Source organism: Streptomyces sp. NPDC096323 (genome assembly GCF_040302845.1).
Lineage (GTDB): Bacteria > Actinomycetota > Actinomycetes > Streptomycetales > Streptomycetaceae > Streptomyces.
Window position 1 is genome coordinate 388,644 of the sequence record NZ_JBEOSI010000006.1, and the last position, 25,241, is coordinate 413,884.

20 protein-coding genes are annotated in these 25,241 nt (G+C 71.9%); 5 read left to right on the forward strand and 15 right to left on the reverse strand.

The window, feature by feature from the left end; translation table 11 throughout:
* Positions 1-34: 34 nt before the first annotated feature.
* Complete coding sequence (locus ABTX18_RS19385) at positions 35-2,881, reverse strand: penicillin acylase family protein (RefSeq protein WP_352123913.1); 2,847 nt, start codon at positions 2,879-2,881, stop codon at positions 35-37.
* A gap of 230 nt (positions 2,882-3,111) precedes the next feature.
* Here ABTX18_RS19385 and ABTX18_RS19390 point away from each other — a divergent pair, with 230 nt between their 5' ends.
* Positions 3,112-3,723 carry a hypothetical protein gene (locus tag ABTX18_RS19390; RefSeq protein WP_352123914.1) on the forward strand — a complete coding sequence of 204 codons (612 nt, stop codon included), beginning with the start codon at positions 3,112-3,114 and terminating at the stop codon, positions 3,721-3,723.
* Between the two features lie 57 nt (positions 3,724-3,780).
* Here ABTX18_RS19390 and soxR read toward each other — a convergent pair whose 3' ends face one another.
* Positions 3,781-4,254 (reverse strand): redox-sensitive transcriptional activator SoxR, encoded by a 474-nt coding sequence (gene soxR / locus ABTX18_RS19395; RefSeq protein ID WP_352123915.1) that lies wholly within the window; start codon positions 4,252-4,254, stop codon positions 3,781-3,783.
* Between the two features lie 293 nt (positions 4,255-4,547).
* On the opposite strand from soxR, the gene ABTX18_RS19400 reads away from it, so the two are divergent.
* Entirely contained in the window at positions 4,548-5,009 is a 462-nt protein-coding gene (locus tag ABTX18_RS19400) for a MaoC family dehydratase (protein ID WP_352124020.1), read from the forward strand.
* A 55-nt stretch (positions 5,010-5,064) separates the two neighbouring features.
* On the opposite strand, the gene ABTX18_RS19405 is transcribed toward ABTX18_RS19400, so the two are convergent.
* The 3 genes from ABTX18_RS19405 to ABTX18_RS19415 all read right to left on the reverse strand — a co-directional run bounded on the left by ABTX18_RS19405 (position 5,065) and on the right by ABTX18_RS19415 (position 7,340).
* Positions 5,065-5,688 carry a TetR/AcrR family transcriptional regulator gene (locus ABTX18_RS19405; protein ID WP_352123916.1) on the reverse strand — a complete coding sequence of 208 codons (624 nt, stop codon included), beginning with the start codon at positions 5,686-5,688 and terminating at the stop codon, positions 5,065-5,067.
* Between the two features lie 95 nt (positions 5,689-5,783).
* Positions 5,784-6,074, reverse strand: a complete 291-nt coding sequence (locus ABTX18_RS19410; protein ID WP_352123917.1) for a YiaA/YiaB family inner membrane protein — start codon at positions 6,072-6,074, stop codon at positions 5,784-5,786.
* A 114-nt stretch (positions 6,075-6,188) separates the two neighbouring features.
* Positions 6,189-7,340: an acyl-CoA dehydrogenase family protein gene (locus ABTX18_RS19415; protein ID WP_352123918.1), complete on the reverse strand. Its 1,152-nt coding sequence runs from the start codon at positions 7,338-7,340 to the stop codon at positions 6,189-6,191.
* Positions 7,341-7,409: 69 nt separating this feature from the next.
* Between ABTX18_RS19415 and ABTX18_RS19420 the strand changes: the two genes are divergently transcribed.
* Entirely contained in the window at positions 7,410-8,060 is a 651-nt protein-coding gene (locus ABTX18_RS19420; RefSeq protein WP_352123919.1) for a TetR/AcrR family transcriptional regulator, read from the forward strand.
* 213 nt (positions 8,061-8,273) lie between these two features.
* Here the strand turns inward: ABTX18_RS19420 and ABTX18_RS19425 are convergent, their stop codons facing one another.
* From ABTX18_RS19425 to ABTX18_RS19470, 10 genes are all read right to left on the reverse strand, one after another.
* Positions 8,274-9,353, reverse strand: a complete 1,080-nt coding sequence (locus ABTX18_RS19425) for a Zn-dependent alcohol dehydrogenase (protein WP_352123920.1) — start codon at positions 9,351-9,353, stop codon at positions 8,274-8,276.
* A gap of 53 nt (positions 9,354-9,406) precedes the next feature.
* Positions 9,407-10,801: an aldehyde dehydrogenase family protein gene (locus tag ABTX18_RS19430; RefSeq protein WP_352123921.1), complete on the reverse strand. Its 1,395-nt coding sequence runs from the start codon at positions 10,799-10,801 to the stop codon at positions 9,407-9,409.
* 167 nt (positions 10,802-10,968) lie between these two features.
* On the reverse strand, positions 10,969-12,327 hold the full coding sequence (locus ABTX18_RS19435; protein WP_352123922.1) for an ABC transporter ATP-binding protein: 1,359 nt from the start codon (positions 12,325-12,327) through the stop codon (positions 10,969-10,971).
* Between the two features lie 133 nt (positions 12,328-12,460).
* Complete coding sequence (locus tag ABTX18_RS19440; protein WP_352123923.1) at positions 12,461-13,732, reverse strand: MFS transporter; 1,272 nt, start codon at positions 13,730-13,732, stop codon at positions 12,461-12,463.
* Positions 13,733-13,735: 3 nt separating this feature from the next.
* Positions 13,736-15,148 carry a CitMHS family transporter gene (locus tag ABTX18_RS19445; protein WP_352123924.1) on the reverse strand — a complete coding sequence of 471 codons (1,413 nt, stop codon included), beginning with the start codon at positions 15,146-15,148 and terminating at the stop codon, positions 13,736-13,738.
* A gap of 120 nt (positions 15,149-15,268) precedes the next feature.
* Complete coding sequence (locus tag ABTX18_RS19450) at positions 15,269-17,578, reverse strand: molybdopterin oxidoreductase family protein (protein ID WP_352123925.1); 2,310 nt, start codon at positions 17,576-17,578, stop codon at positions 15,269-15,271.
* A 126-nt stretch (positions 17,579-17,704) separates the two neighbouring features.
* A complete protein-coding gene (locus tag ABTX18_RS19455) occupies positions 17,705-18,325 on the reverse strand; it encodes a TetR/AcrR family transcriptional regulator (RefSeq protein WP_352123926.1) in 621 nt (206 codons plus the stop codon).
* A gap of 68 nt (positions 18,326-18,393) precedes the next feature.
* On the reverse strand, positions 18,394-19,677 hold the full coding sequence (locus ABTX18_RS19460; RefSeq protein ID WP_352123927.1) for a hypothetical protein: 1,284 nt from the start codon (positions 19,675-19,677) through the stop codon (positions 18,394-18,396).
* 47 nt (positions 19,678-19,724) lie between these two features.
* On the reverse strand, positions 19,725-20,630 hold the full coding sequence (locus tag ABTX18_RS19465) for a hypothetical protein (protein ID WP_352123928.1): 906 nt from the start codon (positions 20,628-20,630) through the stop codon (positions 19,725-19,727).
* 134 nt (positions 20,631-20,764) lie between these two features.
* Complete coding sequence (locus tag ABTX18_RS19470; RefSeq protein WP_352123929.1) at positions 20,765-22,936, reverse strand: right-handed parallel beta-helix repeat-containing protein; 2,172 nt, start codon at positions 22,934-22,936, stop codon at positions 20,765-20,767.
* A 129-nt stretch (positions 22,937-23,065) separates the two neighbouring features.
* Here ABTX18_RS19470 and hmgA point away from each other — a divergent pair, with 129 nt between their 5' ends.
* Complete coding sequence (hmgA, locus tag ABTX18_RS19475) at positions 23,066-24,394, forward strand: homogentisate 1,2-dioxygenase (RefSeq protein ID WP_352123930.1); 1,329 nt, start codon at positions 23,066-23,068, stop codon at positions 24,392-24,394.
* Between the two features lie 40 nt (positions 24,395-24,434).
* Positions 24,435-25,220 (forward strand): GntR family transcriptional regulator, encoded by a 786-nt coding sequence (locus ABTX18_RS19480; protein WP_352123931.1) that lies wholly within the window; start codon positions 24,435-24,437, stop codon positions 25,218-25,220.
* Positions 25,221-25,241: the final 21 nt, after the last annotated feature.

Here is a 25,241-nt window from a genome sequence, read left to right on the forward strand (position 1 = left end):
CGTACGCCGGACGGGCCGGAACCAGGCGTGGAACTCAGCGGTGCGCGGGGAACTCCACCACCTGCTGGTAGGTCGGGCGGTTCTGCCAGTGGATCGCCTTCTGCGTGATCCCGCCCAGGGCCCGGTGGATGATCGAGTCGGTGCACCACTGCTCACCGGCCTCACAGGTGCCGTCGGCCGGGTAGACCTCGGCCGCCGGCACCGCCGCCGCCTGCCTCAGCGAGGTCAGCAGCGTGGTGCGACAGCTGCTCAGATCGCCGTTGCCGCAATACGTCCTGGCCAGCGGCCCCTTGACCGGCTGCCCCAGCACCTGGCGCAGGTCCTTGTCGGCGAAGCCCCACCAGCCGTACTGGAAGGCCGAACCGCTGTGCGCGCCGCTCGGCCCGTGGCTGGCCGCCGGTGACTCGTCGGTGGCGAGGTTGGCGGTGAGCGCCCCGTACAGGCCGTCGCCGAGCCCGGGCTTGAACTCGGCCTCGATCAGCCTCGGCCACCAGGCGTCCATGATCCGCACCGCGTCGGCGTAGGTGTACGTGTGCGAGCGCGGGCTGCTCTCCTTGCGCTGGGCGCCCGACGCCCGCCAGGAGTCCAGTTGCTGGACCACCGCGTTCAGTGCGGGGTCGGTGACCGGCTGGGAGCGGATCACCTTGAGCAGCTCGGGCAGCAGCTGTTCGCCGCGCAGATCGGTGAGCGCGGCGTCCGCCATCGCACGGGTGAGGGATGCGCGGGTCACACCGCCTTCCGCCACCAGTGCAGACACCCGGTCGTCGAGCAGATCGGCCCGGTGCACCGCGCTGAGCCCGAAGCCCGCGGAGGCGTACCCCTCGGCCTGCTTGTTGTTCCAGGAGACGTAGTAGTCCTGGCCGTTGGAGTGCGGGTGCTCGGCGAACGGCGTGTACGCGGCGGTGTTGGCCACCGGGTCGTAGCCCTGCCACTCGTACCCTTCCTCCGCCCTGACGGGGAGCGCCGGGTCGACGCCGGGGGCGCGCAACGGGTTCATGCCGCTGTTGTAGTAGGCGGCGGTGCGGGAGTCGGCGTAGAACCAGTTGAAGGCGTAGTCGATGTTGCTCGCCGCCCGCTGGAAGGAGGCGGCGTCGGTGACGTAGGACGGGTCGTTGAGCATCTGGAAGCCGATGATCGAGTCGGCCTCGTGCCGGTAGGTGGTGCGCAGGCTCGTGTACGCGACGGGTTTTCCGTCCACCGTGGCGCGGTGGGTGACGATGCCGTATCCGGTGCGCCAGACCTGCATCCGGTAGGAGCCCTTCGCCGTGGAGTCGGCGACGGTCGGCTTCCAGGAGTTGACGCGCTCCATCTTCTCCATGGCGGTGCAGGCGCCCCGGTAGAGGTAGTGGGTGGAGTCCTTGGCGGGCGGGGAGCCGTCGGGTTCGCACAGCTCGACGGCGTACGTGTCGGTGATGTCCTGGCCCGCCGATGTGGCGCTCCAGGCGTAGTCCTGGCCGCGCCCCATCTGGATGTACATGCCGACGCCGGCGAAGGAGACGCCGCGGGCGCTGATGCCGGGGCCCTGGATCTCCTGGAGCATCATCAGCTGCGGGGCGAAGTAGCCGGTCTGCGGGCCGAACACGGCGACCGGGTTGCCGCTCGCGGTGTGCTTGCCGGAGACCAGCAGGGCGTTGGACATGCCGCGCTTCTGGGCGCCCGGGCCGGAGCCGGGGAGCGAGCCCTCGGGTATGACCCCGTCGTCATAGATGCCCTGGGCCCTCCTGAGCGTGGCCGGGGCCTTGACGGGCGCCTTGGCGTCGGTGCCCGCGGAGCCGGTGCGGTCGTGGATCAGCGGTTCGGCGGTGACGGAGCCGGGGTCCGGGAGCGCCGTACCCACGGCCTCGGCAGGCTTGTTCGCGTAAGGGAAGGCGGTGCCGTCGTGCACGGTCAGCACGGCCTCGGGGTCGTTGCGCTGCCGGAACGACTCCCAGACCTTCGTGCCCTCCTCGACGCCGTACTTCTGCTGGGCGGAGAGCAGGGACAGCGCCGCCTGGACCTCGCCGCCGCCCCCGCCGCCGAACTGGCCGCCGACGACCGAGGCGATCGAGATCAGGTCGGTCAGTTTGAACGGCTGGATCTCGCCTGTGTTCGTGATGGAGTCGATCTTGCCGGTGAGGACGTACTCGCCCGGGAAGTAGCGGCCTTTCTTCGACTTCTCCCGGTAGCTGTTGATGCCGTCCACATAGGCCTGGGCGTCCGCCATGGCCTGCTCGCCGCGCGCCCCCTCATGGGTCCTGATGTACGTGACCTGCGCCTCCAGATCGGCCTCGGTGTACGGGGCCTGCGGCCAGAACTGCTGCTCCAGGCCCTGGTTGGCGAGCGCGCCGCCGGCGAACGAGGTCAGCTCCCCGCGTCCGATGTGGCGGAAGAGGTCCATCAGCCAGAGCCGGTCCTGACCGGCCGCGAAGCCGGCGCCGAACTCGGTTCCGTAGCGCGTGGTGCCCTTGATGTGCGGGACGCCCGACACCTTGTCCCGGGTGATCGTGACGTCGTCGCGGGGCGAGGTGACGGACTCGACCTGGTCCTTCGCGACGCCGAAGGAGGCGTCGTTGAAGAAGTCGTTCAGCTTCTGGTCGGTGAGCGCCGTGTGCCCGGCCACCAGGCCGTCGTACCGGTCGAGCTGGTCGTCGCTGTGCGCGGGATGGGTGCCGAACGCCTTGTTGCCGAGGATCTCGACGAGGGTGGCGTTGCCGTTCTCGCCGGGCGGCAGGATGTCGTCGCACTGCCCCTGGCAGTAGTCGACGACCGGTACGGGGTCGGGTTCGGCGGCGCCCGCATGAGGTGCGGAGGCCAGCAGGGACGTGCCGAGGGCGAGAACGGCCGCGACGGTGGCGGCTCGTGTCCTGCCGGTGCGTACGGACATGCGGGTGCGTGGGGGCATGCGTGCTCCTCGGAGAGGCCGGTGCGCCGGAGGTTACCGACGGTATGACCCGTCGGTAAGGTGAACATCGGTCACCTTTTCCGAATCGCCACACACCGCCACATGACGAGCCGTCATCTCGCCAGATGGACCAACTCGCCATGAGAGGGAGCCGATCCGGGCACTCGTACGTCCACTCATTGACGCCGAAGTACGGGCGACGGAGTACGAGCGACGGAGGTGGCGGCGCGATGGCCGGTTTCCGGAGTCTTGCGAGACAGGTCCGCGATCCGCGGAGCGATCTGGCGCTGCGGCGGTATTCGCTGCGCAAATGCCTGGAACGCTTCGCACCGTACGGTCACCGGGCGACCTGGGCCCACCTGTGCGCCCGGCACGGGATGGGCCCCGAGGACCGGGCGCCCGACCCGGTGCGGCTGATGCGCGCACTGGAGGAACTGGAGAAGGCCCGGGCGGTCTGGCTCGGTTACGAGGCGGGGTTCGCCGAGCGCCGCAGGCGGGAGAAGCACGAGGGGCTGCGCCGGCCGGCCGCGTTCGACGACTGGCACCGGTGCACCTGGGGCGGGAACGGCGTGGCGCGGTGCGAGGACCCGGCCCTGCACCCGGCGGCGCCGCTCGCGGACGTGCTGAGCCGGCTGATCTCGGCCCTGGAGTCGGAGCCGGGCACCGGCTGCCCTGTGTGCGCACAGGCCCGCATCGTGTGGCGGCAGGACCTGCACAGCGAGCCGTGGTCCGGGCCGGTGTGCACCGGGTGCGGCATCGTGGTTCCGGAGCCCGTGCTCACCCCGGACGCGCTGGCGAAGGCCCGGCGGACCCGGCTCGGACCTCTCGCGGCGACCGGCTGAGGGCCGGAGCGGCCCGTCCGGCGCCGGCAGCCGCCGGACGGGGCCACTTCCTCGTGCTCACGCCTTGCCAGCGCCCCTGCCCTCCGGCATCAGGCGCGAGCCGCTCATCCGCTCGCCGGAGACGTCGTCCGGGTTGGAGAGCACGCACGTCTCCAGCGACAGACAGCCGCAGCCGATGCAGTCGGTGAGGTGGTCGCGCAGCCTGGCCAGCTGCCGGATCCGCTCGTCCAGCTCCGAGCGCCAGGCCGCGGAGAGCCGGGCCCAGTCCTCCCGGTTCGGGGTGCGCTCCTCCGGCAGCTCGGCCAGGGCGTCGCGGATCGTGGCCAGCGGGATGCCGACCCGCTGCGCCGCCCGGACGAAGGCGACCCGGCGCAGCGCGTCCCTGGTGTAGCGGCGCTGGTTGCCGCTGGTGCGCCGGCTGCTGATCAGGCCCTTGGCCTCGTAGAAGTGCAGGGCCGAGACCGCGGCCCCGCTGCGCGCGGAGAGCTGGCCGACCGTGAGTTCGTGGAGTGTCTGTGGGATCTGGGGCACTCATCGAACCCTACGTGGCCCGCTCCCGGGTGGTCCGTCGTTGACAGGAAAGCGCCTGCCCACCATGCTGAGCAAGCGCTTAGGTCGACCGGCAATTGGGGGGTGGGTGAAGGAGCGGGGCTGGGGGCGTGCAGCTGCAAGGCGGAGGATTGAGCCATGGCGGAGCCCTGGTGATCGACGACAACGCCGCAGATGAGCGTGCCCAGCCCCGCGACGCCGCCACCCAATTGCCGGTCGGCCCCAGACAGCGCCGGTACGGGACGGTCGAGAGCGGGAAGGCAGGGACCAGGAACATGGCAGAGCCGAGGATCTTCACGTCCGCGCAGGAGCTGCGCGACGGCGTGGGCGAGCAGCTGGGGCACAGTGACTGGCTGGAGGTCGACCAGAAGAGGATCGACCTCTTCGCCGAGGCCACCGGCGACCACCAGTGGATCCATGTCGACCCGGAGCGCGCCGCGGCTGGGCCGTTCGGCACGACGATCGCGCACGGCTACCTCACGCTCTCGCTGCTGCCGGCGTTCGTACCGCAGGTCATGCGGGTCGAGAACGCGAAGATGGGCATCAACTACGGGACCAACAAGGTCCGCTTCCCGTCCACCGTGCCCGTGGGCTCGCGGCTGCGGGCGACGGCCGTCCTGAAGAGTGTCGAGGAGGCGGGCGGCGGCGTGCAGGTCACGGCCGTCGTCACGGTCGAGCGCGAGGGCGGCGAGAAGCCGGCGTGCGTGGCGGAGTCGGTGTCGCGCTTCTACTTCTGAGCCTGACGGGTGTGGCCCGGGCCTCGTGGAGGTCCGGGCCACACCGCGTGCCGCGTCAGCGCTTCGCCGCGACCATCCGCAGGACGAGACCGGCGTACAGCTCGCCCACCTCGTCGGGGGTGCGGCTGCCCTGCGCGTTGAACCACCGCGCCACGTCGATGCAGAGCGAGAGCACGGCGAGCGCGGTGCCCGGCACGTCGGGCACGTCGAACTCCCCGGCCGTCACGCCCTCGCCGATGATCCGGCGCACCGCCGCGTCGCTCCTGCGGCGCAGCTCGACGATCTCGGTGCGGTGCTCCTCACCGAGCGCGTCGAGCTCGTACTGGACCACACGCGCGGTGGTGTGCCGCTCGGCGTGCCAGCGGACGAAGGCCCGCACGGCCCCGGCGAGCCGCTCGGTGGCGGTGCCCTCGCCGTCGGCCGCCGACTCCAGCAGGGTCAGGGCCCTGTCGTGGCCGATCCTGCTGATCCGGTGGAGCAGCTCTTCCTTGGTCTTGTAGTGGATGTAGAGCGCGGCGGGGCTCATGCCGGCGCGGCCCGCGATGTCGCGGGTGGTGGTCGCGTGATACCCGCGCTCGGCGAAGGCGTCGACGGCCGCGACGAGGAGCCGCCGGGCGGCCTCGGGCGTCACTTCGGCCCACGGCGTGTTCTCGCCGTCGGTCTCCTGCGCCGTGCTCATCCTCGGTCGCCCCTCTCAGTCAGCAGGACGAACACCATACCCCGATCCTGAGCAAGCGCTTAGGAGTCCGGGTAGTGAGATCGTCACGAGATCTGTCAGAGCTTCTGGAACGGGTCGTGCTCGGCGAGGATCTTCTCCAGGCGGGCCTGGTCGACCCGGCTGACGATCTGTCCGGCCTCCTGCCGGTCGCGGATCACCTTGGCCAGCGTGAAGGCGGACGTGACGAGGTAGAGAACGCCGATGGCGAGGAACCCGCGCACCCAGCCGTCGGCGTCGAGGGAGTAGATGCCGAGGGCGACCGCCCCCATCGCCACCCCGAAGGAAGCGACGGCCTGACCGTAGAAGGCGGCAGTGCTCTGCTGCTTGACCGATGTCGTCCCACTCATGCCACCCAGCATCGGGCCGCGTGAGGCGTACCACATCCGCCCCCGTACTCAGACCGGTACTCAGACGCCCGTTCGGGTCACTCGCGGCCCGGAAGGCGCCGGGGCACTCGCGGCTCAGAAGGCGGAGACCCCGGTCAGGGCGCGGCCGATGATCAGCTTCTGGATCTGGCTGGTGCCCTCGTACAGCGTCATCACCCGGGCGTCGCGCAGCAGCTTGCCGACCGGGTACTCGTCGATGTAGCCGTAGCCGCCGAAGACCTGGACGGCGTTGTTCGCGGCGCGGACGGCGGCCTCGGAGGCGAAGAGTTTCGCCTGGGAGGCGGCGGTGGCGAAGGGTTCGCCCCGGTCGATCAGGTCGGCCACCCGCCAGGTCAGCAGGCGGGCCGCGTCGACGTCCACGGAGATGTCGCTGATGAGTTCCTGGACGAGTTGGTAGCTCGCGATGGACTTGCCGAACTGCTCGCGCTCGCCCGCGTATCCGACGGCCGCGTCCAGGGCTGCCTGCGCGATGCCGACACAGCCGGCGGCGACCGACATCCGCCCCTTGGCCAGCGCGGACATGGCTATGGAGAAGCCCTTGCCCTCGGGGCCCATGAGGGCGGCGGCGGGGACGCGGACGTCCTCGAGGACCAGTTCGGCGGTCGCCTGGCCGCGCAGGCCGAGCTTGCCGTGGATGGTGCGGCGGGTGAGGCCGGGGGTGTCGGTGGGCACCAGGAAGGCGGACACGCCCTTGTGGCCGGGGGTGTCGTTGGTGCGGGCGAAGAGCAGCACCACATCGGCCCAGGTGCCGTTGGTGATGAACATCTTGCTGCCGTTGATGACGTAGTCACCGCCGTCCCGGACGGCCCTCGTCGAAAGATTCCCGGCGTCCGACCCCGTACCCGGTTCGGTGAGGCCGAAGCAGCCGACCGCGTCACCGGAGGTCAGCCGCGGCAGCCACTGCCGCTTCTGGTCCTCGTCGCCCCAGGCGGCGAGGGTCTTGGCGACCAGCCCCAGCGAGACGGAGACGATGCCGCGGACCGAGGAGTCGCCGCGGCCCAGCTCCTCGGTGACCAGGCAGTACGTGAGGTGGTCACCGCCCGATCCGCCGTACTCCTCGGGGACCGTCAGTCCGAGGAAGCCGAGGGAGCCCAGCTTCTTCACGATCGACTTGTCGACGCTCTCGGCCCGGTCCCACTCGACCACGTGCGGGGCGATGTCCCGGGCCACGAAGTCCTTGGCGAGCCGCCGGACGGCGTCCTGCTCCTCACTGAGCTCCAGGTTCATCCTTGACTCTCCACGTCCGCGTTAATTAGCACTGCTAGTTTTAGAGGTGCAGGGCCTACTATGTGCCGCATGGCCCGCCCGCGCAAGCCCCTCCTCAGCAGAGACCGCATCGTCGAGACGGCGAGCGCACTCGTGGACGCCGAGGGCCTGGACGCGGTCTCCACCCGCCGTCTCGCGGCCGAACTCGGGGTCAGCGGGCCGTCGCTCTACAACCACTTCCGCAACAAGGACGAGATCCTGGACGCGGTCGCCGACTCCGTCTCCGCACAGGTCGATCTGTCGATGTTCGACGAGTCCGACACCCGCGACTGGCGGGCCGCACTGCACGACTGGGCTGTCTCCTACCGGGCGGCGCTCGCCGCACACCCGCACATCGTCCCGGTGCTCGCCCAGGGCCCCGGCCGCCGCCCGGCCGGTCTGCGGGTCGCCGACGCGGTGTTCGGCGCCATGGTCCGCGCGGGCTGGCCGCCCGCCCAGGCCACCTCCATCGGCGCCCTGATGCGCTACTTCATCACCGGCTCGGCCCTCGGCTCGTTCGCCCGAGGTTTCGTGGACGACGAGACGGCGTACGACCCTGCCGACTATCCCCACCTCGGCCAGGCGCATCTGCTGGCGGAACGCCGACAGCAGGTCGACGAGGGGGCCTTCGAGACGGGACTGCGGGCGCTGATCGACGGACTCGCCCTTCAGTACGCCCCTCCGGCGCGGCGGCTGCGGTAGCGCGCTGCACCGCGTATCTGGTTGGGGCTGCTGTGGTTCGGCCTGTACATGGCAGTGCTCAACCGGGGTGAGCGGCAGGTGCGCTGCGGCGCAGAAGAGTCCGGCCCCCGCGGTGGAAGGACCGCCTCGTGAGGCGGAGTGTGAGGCGCCGGACCGGCCGTGGGCCCTGCCGCTCACCGCAGAAGGAGAGCAGGCCGGGCCCACGGGTGACGGCTAGAACACCACCAGGGCCCGGCCGCCCTTGCCGGCGATCATGTTGTCGAAGGCCGCCGGGATGCCGTCCAGCGCGATCCGTTCGGTGACCATCATCGACAGGTCGAAGCGGCCCGCCCGGATGTGGTCGGCCAGCACCGGCAGATCCCGGGCCGGGTCGCTGTTGCCGTATACACAGCCGGTCAGGGACCTGCCCCAGTGGAAGATCTCCAGGGCGTTGAACGTCACCTGCTGGTCCTTGCCGCCGATGCCGACGACCGTGGCGCGGCCGCCGCGGCGGGTGGACTCCCAGGCGGCACGGATGGTGGCTGCCCGGCCGACGCACTCGACGGCCACGTCCGCGCCCTGCCCGCCGGTGAGCTTCCGGATCTCGCGGGGCGTGGTCGCGGAGGCGATCACGTAGTCCGTGGCACCGGCCCGGCGGGCGAGGTCCTCCTTCTCCGGGGAGACGTCCACCGCGATGATCTGCGAGGCGCCGGCGATCCGGGCGGCCTGGAGCACGGCGAGGCCGACGCCGCCGATGCCGAAGACGACGACGGACTCGCCGGCGCGGACCCGGGCGCTGTGGTGGACCGCGCCGTACCCGGTCAGCACCGCGCAGCCGAGCAGGGCCGCGTCGGTGAGCGGGATGCCGTCGGGCGCGGGCAGGACACAGTTCGCGGCGACCACGGTCTCCTGCGCGAAGGCGGCGACGTTCAGCCCGGGGTGCAGTTCCGTGCCGTCCGCGGTACGGGCGTGGACGTTCGCCGCGCCGGCCAGGGCGTTGACGCAGAGCCAGACCTCGCCGATGCCGCAGTGGTGGCAGTTGCCGCAGGACGGGGCCCAGTTGAGGACCACGCCGTCGCCGGGGGCGAGATGGCCGACGTCCTCGCCCACGGAGACGACGGTGCCCGCGCCCTCGTGGCCGAGGACGGCCGGGACGGGCAGCCGCATGGTGCCGTTGGACAGGGAGAGGTCGGAGTGGCAGACGCCGGCGGCGGCGAGCCGGACCCGGACCTGACCGGGGCCGGGCTCGGGCAGGGTGATGTCGGTGATCTCCAGCGGAGCTCCGACGGCGGACAGTACGGCGGCGCGGACCACGGACTGGCTCCTTGCTGATCGGGGACGCGGACTCGGCGGATTCAAGGGCCGGTTCAGAACTGGAGGGACTTGGTCTGGAGGTACTCGGCGAGACCGTGCGCACCGAGCTCGCGGCCGACGCCCGACTGCTTGTAACCGCCGAAGGGAGCGAGCGGGTTGAAGCGGCCGCCGTTGATGTCGACCTGCCCGGTGTCCATCCGGCGGGCGAACGCGACGGCCTCCTCGTCGTCGGCGGCCCAGACGGCGCCCGCCAGTCCGTACACCGTGCCGTTGGCGATGCGGAGCGCGTCGGCCTCGTCCTCGTACTTCAGGATCGAGACGACCGGGCCGAAGATCTCCTCCTGGGCGATGGTCATCTCCGGGGTGACGTCGGCGAACACGGTGGGGCTGACGTAGTACCCGGTGGCGAGCGGCGCCTCGGGGCCGCCGGCGACGACGCGGGCGCCCTCCTCGATGCCCTTCTCGATGTAACCGCGCACGCGAGCCTGCTGCTTGGCGTTGACGACCGGACCGACCCGCTCTCCGGGTACGTACTTGGCGACGGCCTTCGCCGCGAGGGCGACGGCCTCCTCGTACCGCTCGGCGTCCACGAGCATCCGCGTCCAGGCGCTGCACGTCTGGCCGGAGTTGGACATCACGTTGGCGATGCCGACGTTGACGGCCTTGGCCAGATCGGCCGAGGGCAGGATGACGTTGGCGGACTTGCCGCCGAGCTCCAGCGCGACGCGCTTGACCGCGCCGCCTGCCGTCGCGCCGATCTGCCTGCCGACCGCGGTGGAGCCGGTGAAGGAGACCAGGTCGACGTCCTCGTGCTCGGCGAGCGCCTGCCCGGCGACCGGGCCCAGGCCGGTGACCAGATTGAAGACGCCGGCGGGCAGACCGGCCTCCTCGGTGGCCTCGGCGAAGAGCTGCGCGGTGAGCGGGGTGTCCTCGGCGGGCTTGAGGACGACCGTGCAGCCGGCGGCGAGCGCGGGAGCCACCTTGGCGACGATCTGGTGCAGCGGATAGTTCCACGGGGTGATCGCGCCGACGACGCCGAGGGGCTCCAGGAACACGGTGGAGTTGCCGTGCCGCTCCTCGAAGGCGTACGTGGCGGCCAGTTCCGCGTACGAACCGGCGACGAGCACCGGCACGCTCGCGTGCACCATCTGGGACAGCGGCAGCGGCGAGCCCAGTTCCGCGGTGACCGTCGCGGCGATCTCGTCCTTGCGGGCGGCGAGCACATCGCGCAGCGCGCCGATCCTGGCGGCCCGCTCGGCGGGCGGGGTCGCGGCCCAGCCGGGGAACGCGGCACGCGCGGCGCGTACCGCGGCGTCGACGTCCTCGGCGGTGCCCGCCGGGACGTGCGCGATGACCTGTTCGTCCGCCGGGTTCACCACCGCGATGGTGTCCGTCCCGGCGGCGGGCCGCCATGCGCCGCCGATGTACATACCGTCATGGGCCTTCATGGCTGTTCCTCCCGGACGCGGTGGCGGACGAGGTCGTCCGCGACCTAAACTAGCGCCGTTAGTTTTCTGGCGCCAGAGACGTCGGTCACGTGCCGGGGCCCGTCCGCCGCCGACGGCCTCGGTGAGGCGGTCGGGGAGGGGCGGCGGACGGGCCCGGTGCCGCCGCTTCACACCTCCAGGCCGGGGACCACCTTCGGGAGGGGACAGATCCGGCGGCCCTGGTGGTCGAAGACGTACAGATGGGCCAGGTCGACCAGGAGGGGAACCTGGCCGCCGGTGCGCAGCCGCATGTCCGGACCGGTACGGACGACGAGGTCGCTGGAGGTGACCGCGGGGCGGTCGGGGCTGTGGACGCCCGGCGGGAGCGGCTCGATGCCCGGTTCGTCGAGGACGGCGACGGATCCGCCGGCATGTCCGGTGGCGCGCTCCTTGAGGCGTTCCAGGACGCCGACCCCTCCTCCGCCGCCGCGGCGCCTGCGCAGGGTGCCGCGGTCGGGGCGGGCCGATTCCAGGTCCGGCACCACGGCCGGCTGCGATCCGGTGTTGAGGTGGACCAGCGCCTCGTGCCCCTGGTACTCGACGTGCTCGACGATGCCGCTGAGGGCGACCTCACCGGGGCGGGCCTGGCTGGGCGGGGCGATCCGGACCGCCTCGGAGCGCAGTCCCACGATGATGCGCCGGCCCTGCTGGATGCGCAGCAACTGGTGGTCGGGGCTCAGGGGTTCGGGCAGGGGGAGGCGCTGGCGGCCGAGGTCGATCGACATCCGCCCCTCCAGGGGTGCGTGGACGACGGCCTGCAGCAGGTTGATCCGCGGGGTGCCGATGAACGCGGCGACGAACACGTTCTCCGGCAGCGAGTACACCTCGCGCGGCGGACTCACCTGCTGGAGCACTCCCCCTCGCATGACGGCGACCCGGTGGCCCAGCGACATGGCTTCGGCCTGGTCGTGTGTCACGTAGACCGTGGTGACGCCGAGTTCCTTGGTGAGCTGGGATATCTCGGCGCGCAGGTGGTTGCGGAGCTTCGCGTCGAGGTTGGAGAGCGGCTCGTCCATGAGGAAGGCCGAGGGCTGGCGCGAGATCGCCCGGCCCATCGCGACGCGCTGGCGCTCGCCACCGGAGAGCTGGCCGGGGAAGCGGTCCAGGACGCTCTCGATGCCGAGCATCCTGGCCGTGTTCTCGATGTGCTCGTTGTGGTCCTGGCGCGGGTTCTCCAGCTTCAGCGGGAAACCGATGTTGGCCCGGTTGGTCATGTTCGGGTAGAGGGCGAAGTTCTGGAAGACCATGGCCATGCCGCGTTCGCGGGGGGTCAGGTGGTTGGCCTCTTCGCCGTCGAGCAGGATCTCGCCCTCGGTGACGTCCTCGAGCCCGGCGATCATGCGGAGCACGGTCGACTTGCCGCACCCCGAAGGGCCGAGCAGGACGACGAACTCGCCCGGGTCGATGGACAGCGAGAGGCGGTCGACGGCGCGCGAGGAACGCCCGTAGGTCTTGCTGACATTGTTCAGAATGATGGCGCGAGTCATGTGGTTCCGCCCGGGAGGATGAAGATGGTGCGGTGGGGAGCGGCAGCAGTGGCCTGAAATTAGCCCACTGCGGAGCGTGAGGGAACGACTCGTGCAAATCTTGCGGCGTACGGGTAGTGCGGAGACACAAGTGTCAGGTGGGATTCCGGTTAAGACCGGCCCGCGCCGGGCCGTTGTCCGGAACGGCAGGATCCGGTTGCGGGGCGCGGTCCCCGCGTGAGGGGCGCTCGTCCTTGCCGCGTGAGCCGAGGCCGGCCGCGGCGATCAGCAGCACGCCGAGCATGACGAACGGGGCCGCGGTACCCGCCACTCCGGCGACGAGCCCCGCGGCGGCGGGGGTCGCCACCTGACCCAGCCGGTTGCCGGTCAGCCGCAGGGCGAGAGCGGTGGAGCGGGCCGCCGCGGGGGCCGCCTGGACGACGGTGGTCATCGACAGGGGCTGGCCGGCCCCGAGGCAGAATCCGAGGACGGCGAGCATCACGGCCAGGGCAGGGACGGGGACGGGCAGCGCGATGCCGGCGCAGAGGAGACCGGCCAGCAGGCAGGTGGAGGCGAGCAGGGCCGCCCGGCCCAGCACCCGGAGCATCGGTGTCATCACCAGCCGGCACGCGATGGTGGCGGCGGCCCGCAGGCTCAGCAGCAGCCCGACGGTGGCGGGGGCGATGCCGCGGTGTTCCCCCACGACGGGCAGGTAGGCGGTGAGGATGTCGGTCGCGGAGAGCACGGCGAGGCTGATGAAGATCCCGGCGGGTACGCCCCGGGCGCGCAGAATGCTGCCGACGGGCACCTTGGCGGCCGGCGCCTTGTCGCGACGTACGGAAGTGGTCCGGTGCTCGATGCGCCACAGGGAGCCGAGGGAGACGGCGGCGACCGCCGCCGAGACGGTCAGCGCGAGGGCGCTGGTACGTCCCATGGCGCCGTCGCGCTCGGAGATCAGGTACCCGGCGGCGATCGGGCCGATGAGCTGGCCGAGGGAGGCGCCGATGGTGAAATGGCCGAAGTTGCGGTCCTGTTCGGCCGGGGCGGACTGGCGGGCGACGATGGACTGGGCGCCGATCACGAAGCAGAGGTGACCGAGCCCCATGACCCCGCTCCAGGCCGCCATCGCGGTGAGCGAGCCCGCCCGGCCGCTGAGGGAGCAGCCGCCGGCGATCAGGGCGACTCCCAGGGGCAGCAGCGGTGCGCATCGGCCGTGGTCCGTCCGGCGCCCCAGCGGAACGGCGGCGAAGAGCGGCAGGAGCGCGTACACGCCGGTGATGACGCCGATCGCCCGCTCGTCCGCACCGAGCGCCAGGGCCCGGTAGGAGACGGCGGGCCGCGCCATCGACACCGCCCCCTGCGCGAAGGCGAAGGCGATGACGAGGCGCAGCAGCCAGCTCCGGCCGGGCCCGGGGGTGGTGGTCATGAATCAGATGATCCCGAACAGGAGTCCGGCGCCGAGTACCACCAGGGAGGTGAGGGCGGCCCACTTGACGGTGAAGCGGGTGTGGTCTCCGAACTCGACCTTGGCCATACCGACAAGGACGTAGACGGCGGGCACCAGCGGGGACGACATGTGCAGGGGCTGGCCGACCAGGGAGGCGCGGGCGATCTCCAGCGGGGAGACGCCGTGCGCGGCTCCGGCCTCGGCGAGCACGGGCACGACTCCGAAGTAGAAGCCGTCGTTGGACATGAAGTACGTGAGCGGGATGCTCAGCACGCCGGTGACGAGAGCCATGTGCGGGCCCATGCCCTCGGGGATCGCGCCGACCAGCCAGTCGGCCATGTGGTCGACCATGCCGGTGCCGGTGAGTACGCCGGTGAAGACGGCGGCGGCGAAGACCATGCCGGAGACGTTGAGGACGTTGTCGGCGTGGGCGGCGATCCTCGCCCGCTGGTCGGGCATGTGCGGGAAGTTGACCGTGAGGGCGAGGGCCGCGCCGAGGAGGAAGAGCACCGGGATCGGCATCAGTTCCATGATCATCGCGGTGAGCAGGGCGATGGTGAGGCCCGCGTTGAACCAGTAGAGCTTCGGCCGCAGGGTGGCGCGGTGGGGGTCGAGGCCCTTGAAGCCGTCGCCGGCCTCCTCGGATGCCCCGGGTTCCGTGCCGCCCGTGCCGGCTCCGCCGGTGCTCTTGCGCAGCCGGTCGCTGCCGCCGCCGGCGGCGACGAGGACCGTCTCGGTCTCCGTGACCGCGGGGGCGCCCAGCGCGTCGTCGATGCTGAGCGTGCCGAGCCGCTTGCGCTCGCGCCGGCCGAGGACGACGGCCAGCAGGATGACCGCGAGCAGTCCGACGCCGAGCGCCGGGATCATGGGGACGAAGATGTCCCCGGCGTCCAGCTTGAGGGCGGTGGCGGCGCGGGCGGTGGGGCCGCCCCAGGGCAGGGTGTTCATGACGCCGTTCGCCGTGGCGGCGACGCCGGTCATGACGACCAGGCTCATCTTCAGGCGCTTGTAGAGCGGATACATGGCCGAGACGGTGATCATGAAGGTGGTGGAGCCGTCACCGTCGAGCGAGACGATGGCGGCGAGCACCGCCGTACCCACGACGATCCGCATCGGGTCGGCCTTGCAGAAGCGCAGGATGCCCCGGACGATCGGGTCGAAGAGGCCGACGTCGATCATCACCCCGAAGTAGACGATCGCGAACATCAGCATGGCGGCGGTCGGGGCCAGATTGCCGACGCCCTCGATGACGTAGTCACCGAGTTTCGCGCCCTTCCCCACGGCCACGCAGAACAGCGCGGGGATCAGCACGAGCGCCGCGATCGGCGACATCTTCTTCATCATGATCAGGACCAGGAAGGTCGCGATCATGGCAAAGCCGAGGATGGTCAGCATATGGATACCTATCGTTCACCCTTGAACTCCCACCGGAGCCGGCGGTGCGGATGACGTTAGGGCGCGCCATATGGCGTTAACAAGACGTTGACATGTGAGCAATACGAGCAAAACCCCAGGTCAACGCGAGGGTGCCACCGTGACCGGGATTCCGTTGAGCACGGCGGTGCCGGAGAGCGGGTCGAGGCGGCTGCCGTCGAGGAGCTGGTTGACGTTGACGCCGGGCTGCTCGGCGGCGACGGACATCCGGGTGCCGGGGCGGTCGTGCCCCCAGCCGTGCGGAAGGCTCACCACTCCGGTGCGTACGCCGTCGGTGACCTCGACCGGGACCGTGAGCTCGCCGCCGTCCGCGGTGATCGTGGCGGGCGCTCCGTCGGTGAGTCCGAGGCGCGCGGCGTCCTCGGGGTGAATCTGGAGGGTGCAGACGTTGGAGCCGCCGCGGAGTGCGGCGACGTTGTGCAGCCAGCTGTTGTTGGACCGCAGATGGCGGCGGCCGATGAGGACGAGCGCCTCGGGGTCGGCGCGGCCGTCGAGGGCCCGGCGCAGTCTTGGCAGATCGGCGGCGATCGGGGCGGGGAACAGCTCGACGCGCCCGCTGCGGGTGGTGAGGACCGTCGGGATGCGAGGGGCGAGGGGGCCGAGGTCGATGCCGTGCGGGTGGGCGAGCAGCCGCTCCAGGCTGAGCCCGTCGGGGGCGGCACCTTCGCCGGACGGGCCAAAGCCTTCGCCGGACGCGCCGAAGCCCTCGCCGTACGGGCCGAAGCCCTCGCCGTACGGGCCGAGGCGGAGCATCAGGTCGAGGCGCCGCTCGGCCCCGGTGCGGCCGGTGAGCGCGGCGGCGAGCTCGGCGGGGTCCCGGCCGTGTACGGGCGAGAGCGGGTCGGCGACCGCCTTGCCCAGGGCCCGGTCGATGATCATGGCATCCACGGCGTCCGGCTCCGCGCCGTGCATACCGGAGACGGCGAGGACGAGCCGGGCGAGGATCTCCGCCTCGTCCATGCGATCGGCGTCCAGGGGCAGGGCGGGGCGGGTGTAGCGGACCTGGTTGCGCACGGCCAGGGCGTTGAACGCGAAGTCGAAGTGGGCGCTCTGCGAGGGCGGCGGCGGGGGCAGCACGACATCCGCGTGGCGGGAGGTCTCGTTGAGATAGGGGTCGACGCTCACCATGAAGTCGAGCCCGTCGGCCAGTGCGGCGTCGAGCCGGTCGCCGTCGGGCGCGGAGAGGACCGGGTTGGCGGCCAGCACGATCAGGGCACGGATCCGCCCCTCGCCCGGCGTCGCGATCTCCTCGGCCAGTGCGGAGAGGGGCAGTTCACCCTTGGCCTCGGGGTGGCCGGAGACCCGGCTCGCCCAGCGGCCGAGGGCGAACCCCCTGCCGGGGCCGGCGGGGCGCGGGGCGCGGGCGGTCGCGGAGAGGGGGAAGAGGGCGCCGCCGGGTCGGTCGAGGTTGCCGGTGAGGACGTTGAGGACGTCGACGAGCCAGCTGGCGAGGGTGCCGTGTTCGACGGTGCAGCTGCCGATGCGGCCGTATACGGCGGCGGTGCGGGCGGCCGCGAGCTCCCGGGCGAGGGTACGGATGGTGCCGGCGTCCACGTCGCAGGCCGCGGCGACGGCCTCCGGCGTGAAGTCACGTACCGCTTCGGCGACTTCACCGAGCCCTTCGACGTGGTCCGCGAGCGCGCCGGGGTCGGTGAGCTTCTCCTCGAACAGGACGTGCGCCATCGCGGCCAGCAGGAGGGCGTCCGTTCCGGGCCGGATGGCCACGTGCCGGTCGGCGAGGCGGGCGGTGCGGGTGCGGCGCGGGTCGACGACGGTGAGGGTGCCGCCGCGGCGGCGCAGCGCCTTGAGCCTGCCGGGGAAGTCGGGGGCGGTGCACAGGCTGCCGTTGGATTCGAGGGGGTTGGCGCCCAGCATCAGCAGGTGGTCGGTGCGGTCGAGGTCCGGCACGGGGATGGCGTTCGGGTCGCCGAAGAGCAGTCCGCTGGAGACGTGCTTGGGCATCTGGTCCAGGGTGCTCGCGGTGAACAGGGCCCGGGTCCGCAGGGCGGCGAGCAGGGCGGGCGGGTAGAGGGCGCCGGCCATGGTGTGCACGTTGGGGTTGCCGAGGACGACGCCGACGGCCTGTGGCCCGTGTTCCCGGGAGACGGCCGGCAGTGCGTGGGCGATCGCGTCGAACGCCTCGCTCCAGCTCGCCTCCGTCAGGACGCCGTCCTTGCGGACGAGGGGGGTGCGCAGCCGGTCGGGATCCTCGTCGAGTCCGCCGATCGACGCGCCCTTGGGGCAGATGAAGCCCTTGCTGAACACGTCCTCCCGGTCGCCGCGCGCTCCGGTGACCCTGGTCCCCTCGATGGTGAGGGTGAGCCCGCAGGTGGCTTCGCAGAGCGGGCAGATGCGCAGGGCGGTACGGGAGCTGCTGGGGTCGTGCGGCATGGGGCCCTCCCGGGGCGGCGGCAGCGGTGGCGCGCGGACATGCGTGAGCACGGCCGAGCATACCGACCGGTACGCATGCTGGGGAGGTGTGCGGAGAAGAAGGTGACGGGGTCGGTGCGCTCGGGATCAGTCCAGCACCCGCGCGAGGTAGGCCTGGAGCAGCACGCGCGTCTCGGCGACGATCGCCCGGTCGCCGGACGGGTCGGTACGGAAGGCGAGTTGGAGCAGGGCGTCCGCGGCTTCCACGCAGACCAGGATGGAGCGCAGGAGGGCGTCGTCGGCCTCGCGGCCCAGATGGCCGGAGAGCAGCTCCACGAGCCGGCCGGCCACGCGCAGGTTGGCGTCGTCGGCCGGGTCGTCGACGGGTGCGGGGGCGCCGAAGTCGATGAGGGAGAAGCCGGGGACGGAGGTCTTCATCGCCAGGTACTCGTCGAGCACGGCGTCGATGGCAGGCCGCCAGTCGGCGGCCGGGATGGTGACCAGCCGGGCGGTGATCCGCTCGGCGTAGCTGTCCAGGTTACGGCGGGCCAGGGCGTCGGCGAGAGCCCGCTTGTTGGAGAAGAAGCGGTAGACGGAACCGATGGGGACCCCGGCGCGTACGGCCACGGCCCGGGTGGAGAGCTGCTCGTAGCCGGTCTCGTCGAGGAGTTCGGCACAGGCGTCGAGTATCCGGGTGAGGCGCTCGGCACTGCGCTGCTGCACGGGGGCGCGGCGGAGGTTCGTGTTCGCAGGGGGCACGGGTTCCATGATGCCGTGGGGATCCCGCGGCCTGGGCGCGGTCCGGCTCGACGTGGGGCCTGCGGGGGCCCTCGGCCTCAGGCGATGAGCAGGGCCAGTCCGCCGGTCGTGTACGCGACCATCAGGACCAGGAGCGGAAGCTGGCCGGCGACGGCACGGCCGGGCGGGAAGAGCCGGACGGAGCGGTCGTGGGCGGCGACGACGCCGAGGACATGACCGAGAACGATCGCGGCGACCTGGAGCGTGGCGATGCCGCCCGGGCCGAGGAACGGTTCGGGTGGAGCGGGATTGTCAGTGCCGAGTGCCACCATGACGGTGTGTGGGCCTTCGGTGACGAAGAGTGTGAAGTAGTGGGCCACGAGATAGCCGAGGGCGATCGGGACGAGGGAGTGCGCGAAGGCGGTGAGGGGGTGCGGCAGTTGGCCGGAGAGGAGCCGGACGGCCCCGGCGCAGAGGGCGTAGAGGGTGGCGACGAGGGCGACGGCGGCCAGCAGACCGAGGGTGGCGGTGGTGGTACGGCCCAGGGCCGAGGTCTGGACGGTGGTGATCCAGGAGGGGGCGTCGGAGAAGCCGTCGTACGCCGTGGAGCCGAGCAGCACGCACACCGTGACGACGAGCCCGGGCAGTTGGGGCGTGGCGTCAAGTCCGTTGAAGGGGGAGCGCAGGACGAGGCGGTGGTCGGCGGGGCGGCGGCCGAGCGGCGAGAGCCGGGCGAGGAGACCCGAATAGGCCTCGAAGGCGTCGGCCTGGTCGAACCAGCGGGCTCCGTAGTGGCAGGCGCCCGCGAGCTGGGCGAGGGAGTAGAGGGCGAGGAAGAGGAGGAGCGCGGTGGGTGAGGCGGGGTCGGGGGCGACGAGTTCGAGCCAGGTGAAGGCGAGGAGCCCGGCCGCGGCGGGCCACATTCCGAGGCGCGGGGGCAGGGGGCTGCCGGCAGCCGGGTCGCGTCCGAGCGCGCGGCAGCCGAGGAGGTGGAGGGTGCGCAGCGGGTTGAGCAGCCGCCAGACGGGCCCGAGCAGCAGCGAGGCCGGGAGGAGCCCGACCCAGAGGATTACGTAGACGGCGCCGGGGGCGGGATTCCGGTCCGGGTCGGCCGGGCCGAGGAGGAGGTGAAGGACGACCAGGAGCGCGGCGGCCAGGCCGAGCGCGCGGGCCGCGATGCGGGTGGGCCGGGCGTCGGCGGCGCGCTGGACGGCGTCCGGCAGCGGGCGGCCGGCCCGGTCGCCCCGGAATCGGGAGGCGGACCAGAGCAGACCGAGGGCGAGAAAGGAGACGAACAGCGCGGCGAACGCTCCCGCGAAGGCGTAGAAGGGCGAGAGGGGCAGGTCGTGCTGGGCGCCGATGCCGTGGGCGAGGACGCTCACGATCCCGGTGTCGGGGCCGGCATCGGCACCGGGATCGCCGAGGGCCGTCACCGTACGACGAGTTGGGTCAGGAGCAGGTCGGACTCGTGCGTCTCGACCTCGAAGAGCCCGGTGCGGTCGGCGGTGAAGATGAGGGTGACGGTCCGGCCGGCGGGCAGCCGCGTCTCCTTGTCGTAGCCGTGGACGTGAAGGGTGTCCTCGCGGTCGCTGCGGACCACGAGGCGCACGGTCCGGCCCTTCCTGACCTCGGTGCGCCCGGGAGCGGGGTTGACCTTGCCGTCGCGGACCGAGATGTCCACGGTGGTGCCGGGGGTGGGAGTGGGAGTAGGGGCGGGAGTGGCGGTGGGTGTCGAAGTGGCCTCGCCGAGCGTGGCGCCGGCCTGGACGGGGGCGGCGCCGACCGCCCAGGCGGTGTGGTCGTCGGCGTAGAGGCGAGCCGTCAGCCGGGTGCCGCCCCCGGCGGCGCGCAGCAGTGACTCCGGGAGGTGGAACCAGGTGCCGTAGACACGGGCGAGGGGGTGGCCGTCGAGGAAGAGCCGGGCGTGGCCGCGCCCCAGGAGTGCGGCGCCGCCGACGCTGTCCGGGGTGAACCGGAAGTGCCCCACCGTGAGGTGGACGTTCCAGCCGTCCTCCGAGTCCGGCCGTACGGACACGGCGACCTCGGGCGCGCCCTGGGCGTCGACCTGGCGCAGCCGGTGGCCGGAGCCGTCCTCCTCGGTCAGGAGCCGGCCGTTGCTGCCGGTGGCCTGCTCGTGGCTGGTGCCCGGCTTGTGGTGGGTGGTGGCCCGCCCCCCGCAGCCGGCCGCGCCGAGCAGGAGGGCGGCGACGAGCAGGGCGGCGGCGGACCTGCGCGCGCGGGTCGGCGCCCCGGCCCGGTCCGGCGCGCCCGTCCGGTTCGGCGCCCCCGTCCGGTTCGGCGCCCCCGTCCGGTTCGGCGCCCAGGTCCGGTCCATGTGGCGGTCCGGCTGGCGATCGCGGCGGTCGGGAGGCCGGTTCGGGTGGCGGTCCGGACACTTCAGGTGGCGGTCCGGGAGCCGATTCGGGTGTCGGCCCAGGAGCCGACTCAGGTGTCGGCCCAGGCGGCGGTTCACGACGGTTCCCCGTCCGGTTCGGCGGCCGGCGCGGTGCGAGAGGCGGAACGCCCGGGTTGCGCCAGGGCCTGCGCCCCGTCGGCGCCTCGGGCGCCGTCGGAGCCGGTGGCCGGTTCCGCGCCGAGGCCCTCGCCGCCTCCCGCACCCGCCTCCGCTTCTGGCACCCCCTTCGAGGGCGCTCCGTGGCGGGCGGCGGCCACGACGGCCCACACCACCCAGACCAAGCCGAGCAGCCCCCGTACCCAGGCGGGGCTCAGCGGAATCCACGGGATCATGAACACGCCCTTGTCCAGCGCGTCGAGCAGCGTGAGACCGCCCAGCGCCACCGTGATCCAGCCCAGCCCGGGCCGCCCCCGCCGCAGCACCAGCCCGATGCCCGTCCACCAGAGCCCGGTCAGCAGCAGTGAGAGGGCGGGCACATAAGTGGAGGCGAGGCCCATGGTCGAGCCGGCCACGTCCAGGCCGAGGCCGATGAGTCCGAGGAGCGTGGCGGCTGTGGCGAGCCTGCTGGACCGCAGCCGGCGCCACCACAACACTCCGCCGACCAGCACGAGCACCACCGCGATGCCCAGGGCCGCCTGCACCTCGACGCGTTCGATGCCGCGCGCCCCGTACCAGTCGCAGCCGGCCGGCAGTCGGCGCGCCTGCACGTTGTAGTCGGCACAGACCAGCAGTTGGGCCAGCTTCACGGGCTCTCCCACCAGCCGGTCGGTGCTGCCGGAGACTGATCCCCGCCCGGCCCCGCAGGCGGGCAGGGAGCGCGGGGTGGAGGCGCCCGTGTCCGACTGCCAGCAGTTGCCCGCCCCCTGGCCGTCCCACCACACATCGGTGCCGTTGGGACGCGACCTGCCCTGCTTGTCGGTGCCGAGGTGGTTGTTCGCGTACCGGTTGTGGTGGGAGGTGTCGGTCTGCTTGCCGAGGGCGTCCTCGCCGCGGATGAAGGCGGGGACCGCGCTCAGGAAGAAGGCGGCGCGCTGCTGCCCGTAGACCCAGTTGTCCTCGTAGAGGTTCCAGTTGCCGCCCGCGGTGATGATGCCCGTGCCCGGGGGCATGGAGATCTGCGGGCAGACCACCCCGTCCTCGTAACCGCGCTCGACGGGCGGCTTGGCGCAGGTGCCGTCGGCGACGTACGGGTAGTAGTCGGCGTTGTTGTCGTGGATCAGGTTGCGCTCGAAGCGGGCGTGGTTCTGCGGCAGGCCGGGGTGGCCGGGGAAGGCGCTGTCCATCGAGGCGCCGCCCATGTTGTGGTCGAACTCGTTGTCGTGGACGTAGACGGAGTCGCCCGCGGTGCCGGAGTAGCCGACCATGTTGTGGTGGCTGCGGCAGCCGGTGATCTCGATCGAGTAGCGCGGCACCTCGTAGCCGTGGGCGTCGTTGATGTCGGACGCGCTGCCCGGGTAGATGCCGGAGTCGCCGTTGCCGTACGACTCGCAGTTCTTGTACATGCCGTGGTCGCTCGCGAAGGTGAGGAAGCCGTACTCGTCGTTCCACCGCGTGAGGACGTCGTCGATGACGAAGCCGTCCTGGGCCAGCACGTAGAGCGAGTTGAAGGTGGTGCGCTGGGCGGTGAAGTTCTTGAAGTAGACGCCGTCGGAGCCGTCCGCACGGACCGCGTTGAGCTTCTGGTACTTGGCGTCGATGACGACGTCCGTGCGCGCGGCGCCGGTGCCCTCGATCTGAAGGTCCTTCTTTCCGAGGATCGCCACCAGGTTCTGGTTGTGCGGGCACTTCGCCTGCTGGGCATAGCTCAGGATCTGGTAGCCGAGCTGGGAGTTGGGGGCCTTCAGACGGGCGCACTCCCCCCTCGGCGCGGGCAGCGAGGGCTCCTCCTCGTAGAGGCCGGGCAGGATCGCGATGTTCTTCCCGGGCCCGGTGACCGCGTCGACGGCCTGCTGGAGATGGCGGTAGCCGGACTTCCGGCACCGCTCGAAGAGCGCCAGGTTCCTGGCCCGCAGGGCGTCCGGGAATCCGGAGATCCGGCGCTCGAAGTCCGCCCGGTCGCTCTTGCAGACCAGGAGATCGGGCTCCCCCGCCCGGTACACCGGCACGCTGCCGGTGCCGTCGGGCAGGGTCACCGGCCGCTCCTCGTGCGCCTGGGCGGTCGGGGCCGCGAGAAGGGCGGCCGCGAGCGCCGCCAGGACCACCAGAAGTCTTCGTGTCCACGACATGTGCGCGAGAGTAGAGCATTGTTCATGTTCTGGAACCCCCCGTGCCGCACGAATGCCGTTGACTCTCCTCGCTCCGATTCCTACGGTTGACCATAGGATTCCACGATTCCTCAGGCACCGGGAGCACACATGAGCGGCATCGAGCAGGCGCGGAAGACGGCGGAAGGGCTCGCGCACTCCGCCGGATTCGGCAATCAGCACAGCTCGGAAGCGGTGCCGGGGGCGCTGCCGCACGGCCGCAACTCCCCGCAGCGCGCACCGCTGGGGCTCTACGCCGAGCAGCTGAGCGGTTCGGCCTTCACCGAGCCGCGCGTCCACAACCGCCGCTCCTGGCTCTACCGGATCCGCCCCTCCGCGGCCCATCCCCCGTTCGTCCGCGTCGACAACGGCACCCTGCGCACGGCCCCGTTCACCGATTCCGTCCCCGACCCCAACCGGCTGCGCTGGGACCCGCTCCCGGAGCCCGCGCCCGGCACGGACTTCCTGTCCGGCCTGTGGACGCTGGGGGGCAATGGGGACGCCGCGCAGCGCACCGGCATGGCCGTGCACCTCTATGCCGCCGACACCGCCATGACCGACCGGGTCTTCAGTGACAGCGACGGCGAACTGCTGATCGTCCCGGAGCACGGCGGACTGCTGCTGCGCACCGAACTGGGCCTGCTGCGCGCGGAACCCGGCCACGTCGCCCTGATCCCGCGCGGTGTCCGCTTCCGGGTCGAACTGCTCGACGCGACCGCCCGCGGCTATGTCTGCGAGAACTACGGCCAGCCGTTCGTCCTCCCCGACCTCGGCCCGATCGGCGCCAACGGCCTCGCGAACGCGCGGGACTTCCTCGCCCCGGTCGCCGCGTACGAGGACGTGGAGCGCCCGGTGGAGGTGGTCAACAAGTACTGCGGCAACCTCTGGTCGGCGACGTACGATCACTCGCCGCTCGATGTGGTCGCGTGGCACGGCAACCACACCCCGTACGTCTACGACCTGCGCAGGTTCAACGTCATGGGCTCGATCAGCTACGACCACCCGGACCCGTCGATCTTCACGGTGCTGACCTCGCCCACGGACACCCCTGGTCTCGCCGGGGTCGACTTCGTGGTGTTCGCGCCGCGCTGGCTGGTCGGCGAGGACACCTTCCGGCCGCCGTACTTCCACCGCAACGTCATGAGCGAGTACATGGGTCTGATCGAGGGCGCGTACGACGCGAAGACGGCCGGCAAGGGGGGCTTCGTGCCCGGCGGCGGCTCCCTGCACAACATGATGTCGGCGCACGGCCCGGACCGGGAGACCTTCGAGCGGGCGAGCGCCGCGGAGCTGAAGCCGCAGAAGATCGACGACGGTCTGGCCTTCATGTTCGAGACCCGCTGGCCCGTCACCGCGACCGGACAGGCGGCGACGGCCGGCCATCTCCAGCAGGGCTACGACGACGTGTGGCAGGGTCTGAGCCGCGACTTCAGGCCATAACGACCCCCGTGAGCAGCGACGACGAACGCAGGTGACCCAGGTGCCGACGCCCCCTCCGAAGCCCCCCACGGCCCCGGGGGCCGCCTTCGCGCCCGACTCCCTGGTCCTGAACCGCAAGCTCCCGCTCTGGTATCAGGTCTCGCAGTCGTTGCGGGCCTCGATACTGGGCCGCACCGCGGACGCCACCCTGCGGCTGCCGACCGAGGAGCAGCTCGCCGCGCACTACGGCGTCAGCGTCCTCACCATGCGCCAGGCGCTGAAGGAACTGGAGGCGGAGGGACTGATCAGCCGGCACCGGCGGCGCGGCACCTTCATCGAGCCGCGCGCACGCCGGGTGTCGCCGGTGCGGCTGCTCGGCTCGATCGACGCGATCGTCGCCCAGCAGTCGGGCGAGCGGACCACCGTCCTCGACCACGGCCCGTCCCCGGTGCCGGGCGAGGTCGCGGAGTTCTTCCCCGGCTGCCCGGAGGTCACCGGCTACCGGCGGCTGCGGTGCGAGGAGGACACCGGGGAGCCGACCAACTGGGCGCAGAACTGGGTCCATCCGGAGGCCGCGGCCGGGCTCGACCCCGCCGACCTCGAACGCTGGCCGATGACCAAGGTGCTGCGCGACCGTGTCGGTGTCCCGATCGCCCGGATCACCGACACGGTCGAGGCCCGGCTCGCCGACCCGGCCACCGCCGAACTGCTCCGGGTCCCGCTGCTCAGTCCGATCCTCTACTACACGGGCGTGACCTACGACGAGAGCGGCCGGGTGGTCGATGTGGCGCAGATCCGCTACCGGGGCGACCGGTTCTCCTTCTCGGTCACGGTGGAGGCGCACTGACGGCCTCGGCCGCAGGACCGG

Coding starts and splice junctions, on each gene's coding strand:
- ABTX18_RS19465 (WP_352123928.1), bottom strand. CDS start 20,630: ATGGACCGGACCTGGGCGCCGAACCGGACGGGGGCGCCGAACCGGACG.
- ABTX18_RS19390 (WP_352123914.1), top strand. CDS start 3,112: ATGGCCGGTTTCCGGAGTCTTGCGAGACAGGTCCGCGATCCGCGGAGC.
- ABTX18_RS19470 (WP_352123929.1), bottom strand. CDS start 22,936: ATGTCGTGGACACGAAGACTTCTGGTGGTCCTGGCGGCGCTCGCGGCC.
- hmgA (WP_352123930.1), top strand. CDS start 23,066: ATGAGCGGCATCGAGCAGGCGCGGAAGACGGCGGAAGGGCTCGCGCAC.
- ABTX18_RS19385 (WP_352123913.1), bottom strand. CDS start 2,881: ATGCCCCCACGCACCCGCATGTCCGTACGCACCGGCAGGACACGAGCC.
- ABTX18_RS19445 (WP_352123924.1), bottom strand. CDS start 15,148: ATGCTGACCATCCTCGGCTTTGCCATGATCGCGACCTTCCTGGTCCTG.
- ABTX18_RS19450 (WP_352123925.1), bottom strand. CDS start 17,578: ATGCCGCACGACCCCAGCAGCTCCCGTACCGCCCTGCGCATCTGCCCG.
- ABTX18_RS19410 (WP_352123917.1), bottom strand. CDS start 6,074: ATGAGTGGGACGACATCGGTCAAGCAGCAGAGCACTGCCGCCTTCTAC.
- ABTX18_RS19415 (WP_352123918.1), bottom strand. CDS start 7,340: ATGAACCTGGAGCTCAGTGAGGAGCAGGACGCCGTCCGGCGGCTCGCC.
- ABTX18_RS19430 (WP_352123921.1), bottom strand. CDS start 10,801: ATGAAGGCCCATGACGGTATGTACATCGGCGGCGCATGGCGGCCCGCC.
- ABTX18_RS19420 (WP_352123919.1), top strand. CDS start 7,410: ATGGCCCGCCCGCGCAAGCCCCTCCTCAGCAGAGACCGCATCGTCGAG.
- ABTX18_RS19435 (WP_352123922.1), bottom strand. CDS start 12,327: ATGACTCGCGCCATCATTCTGAACAATGTCAGCAAGACCTACGGGCGT.
- ABTX18_RS19405 (WP_352123916.1), bottom strand. CDS start 5,688: ATGAGCACGGCGCAGGAGACCGACGGCGAGAACACGCCGTGGGCCGAA.
- ABTX18_RS19400 (WP_352124020.1), top strand. CDS start 4,548: ATGGCAGAGCCGAGGATCTTCACGTCCGCGCAGGAGCTGCGCGACGGC.
- ABTX18_RS19455 (WP_352123926.1), bottom strand. CDS start 18,325: ATGGAACCCGTGCCCCCTGCGAACACGAACCTCCGCCGCGCCCCCGTG.
- ABTX18_RS19440 (WP_352123923.1), bottom strand. CDS start 13,732: ATGACCACCACCCCCGGGCCCGGCCGGAGCTGGCTGCTGCGCCTCGTC.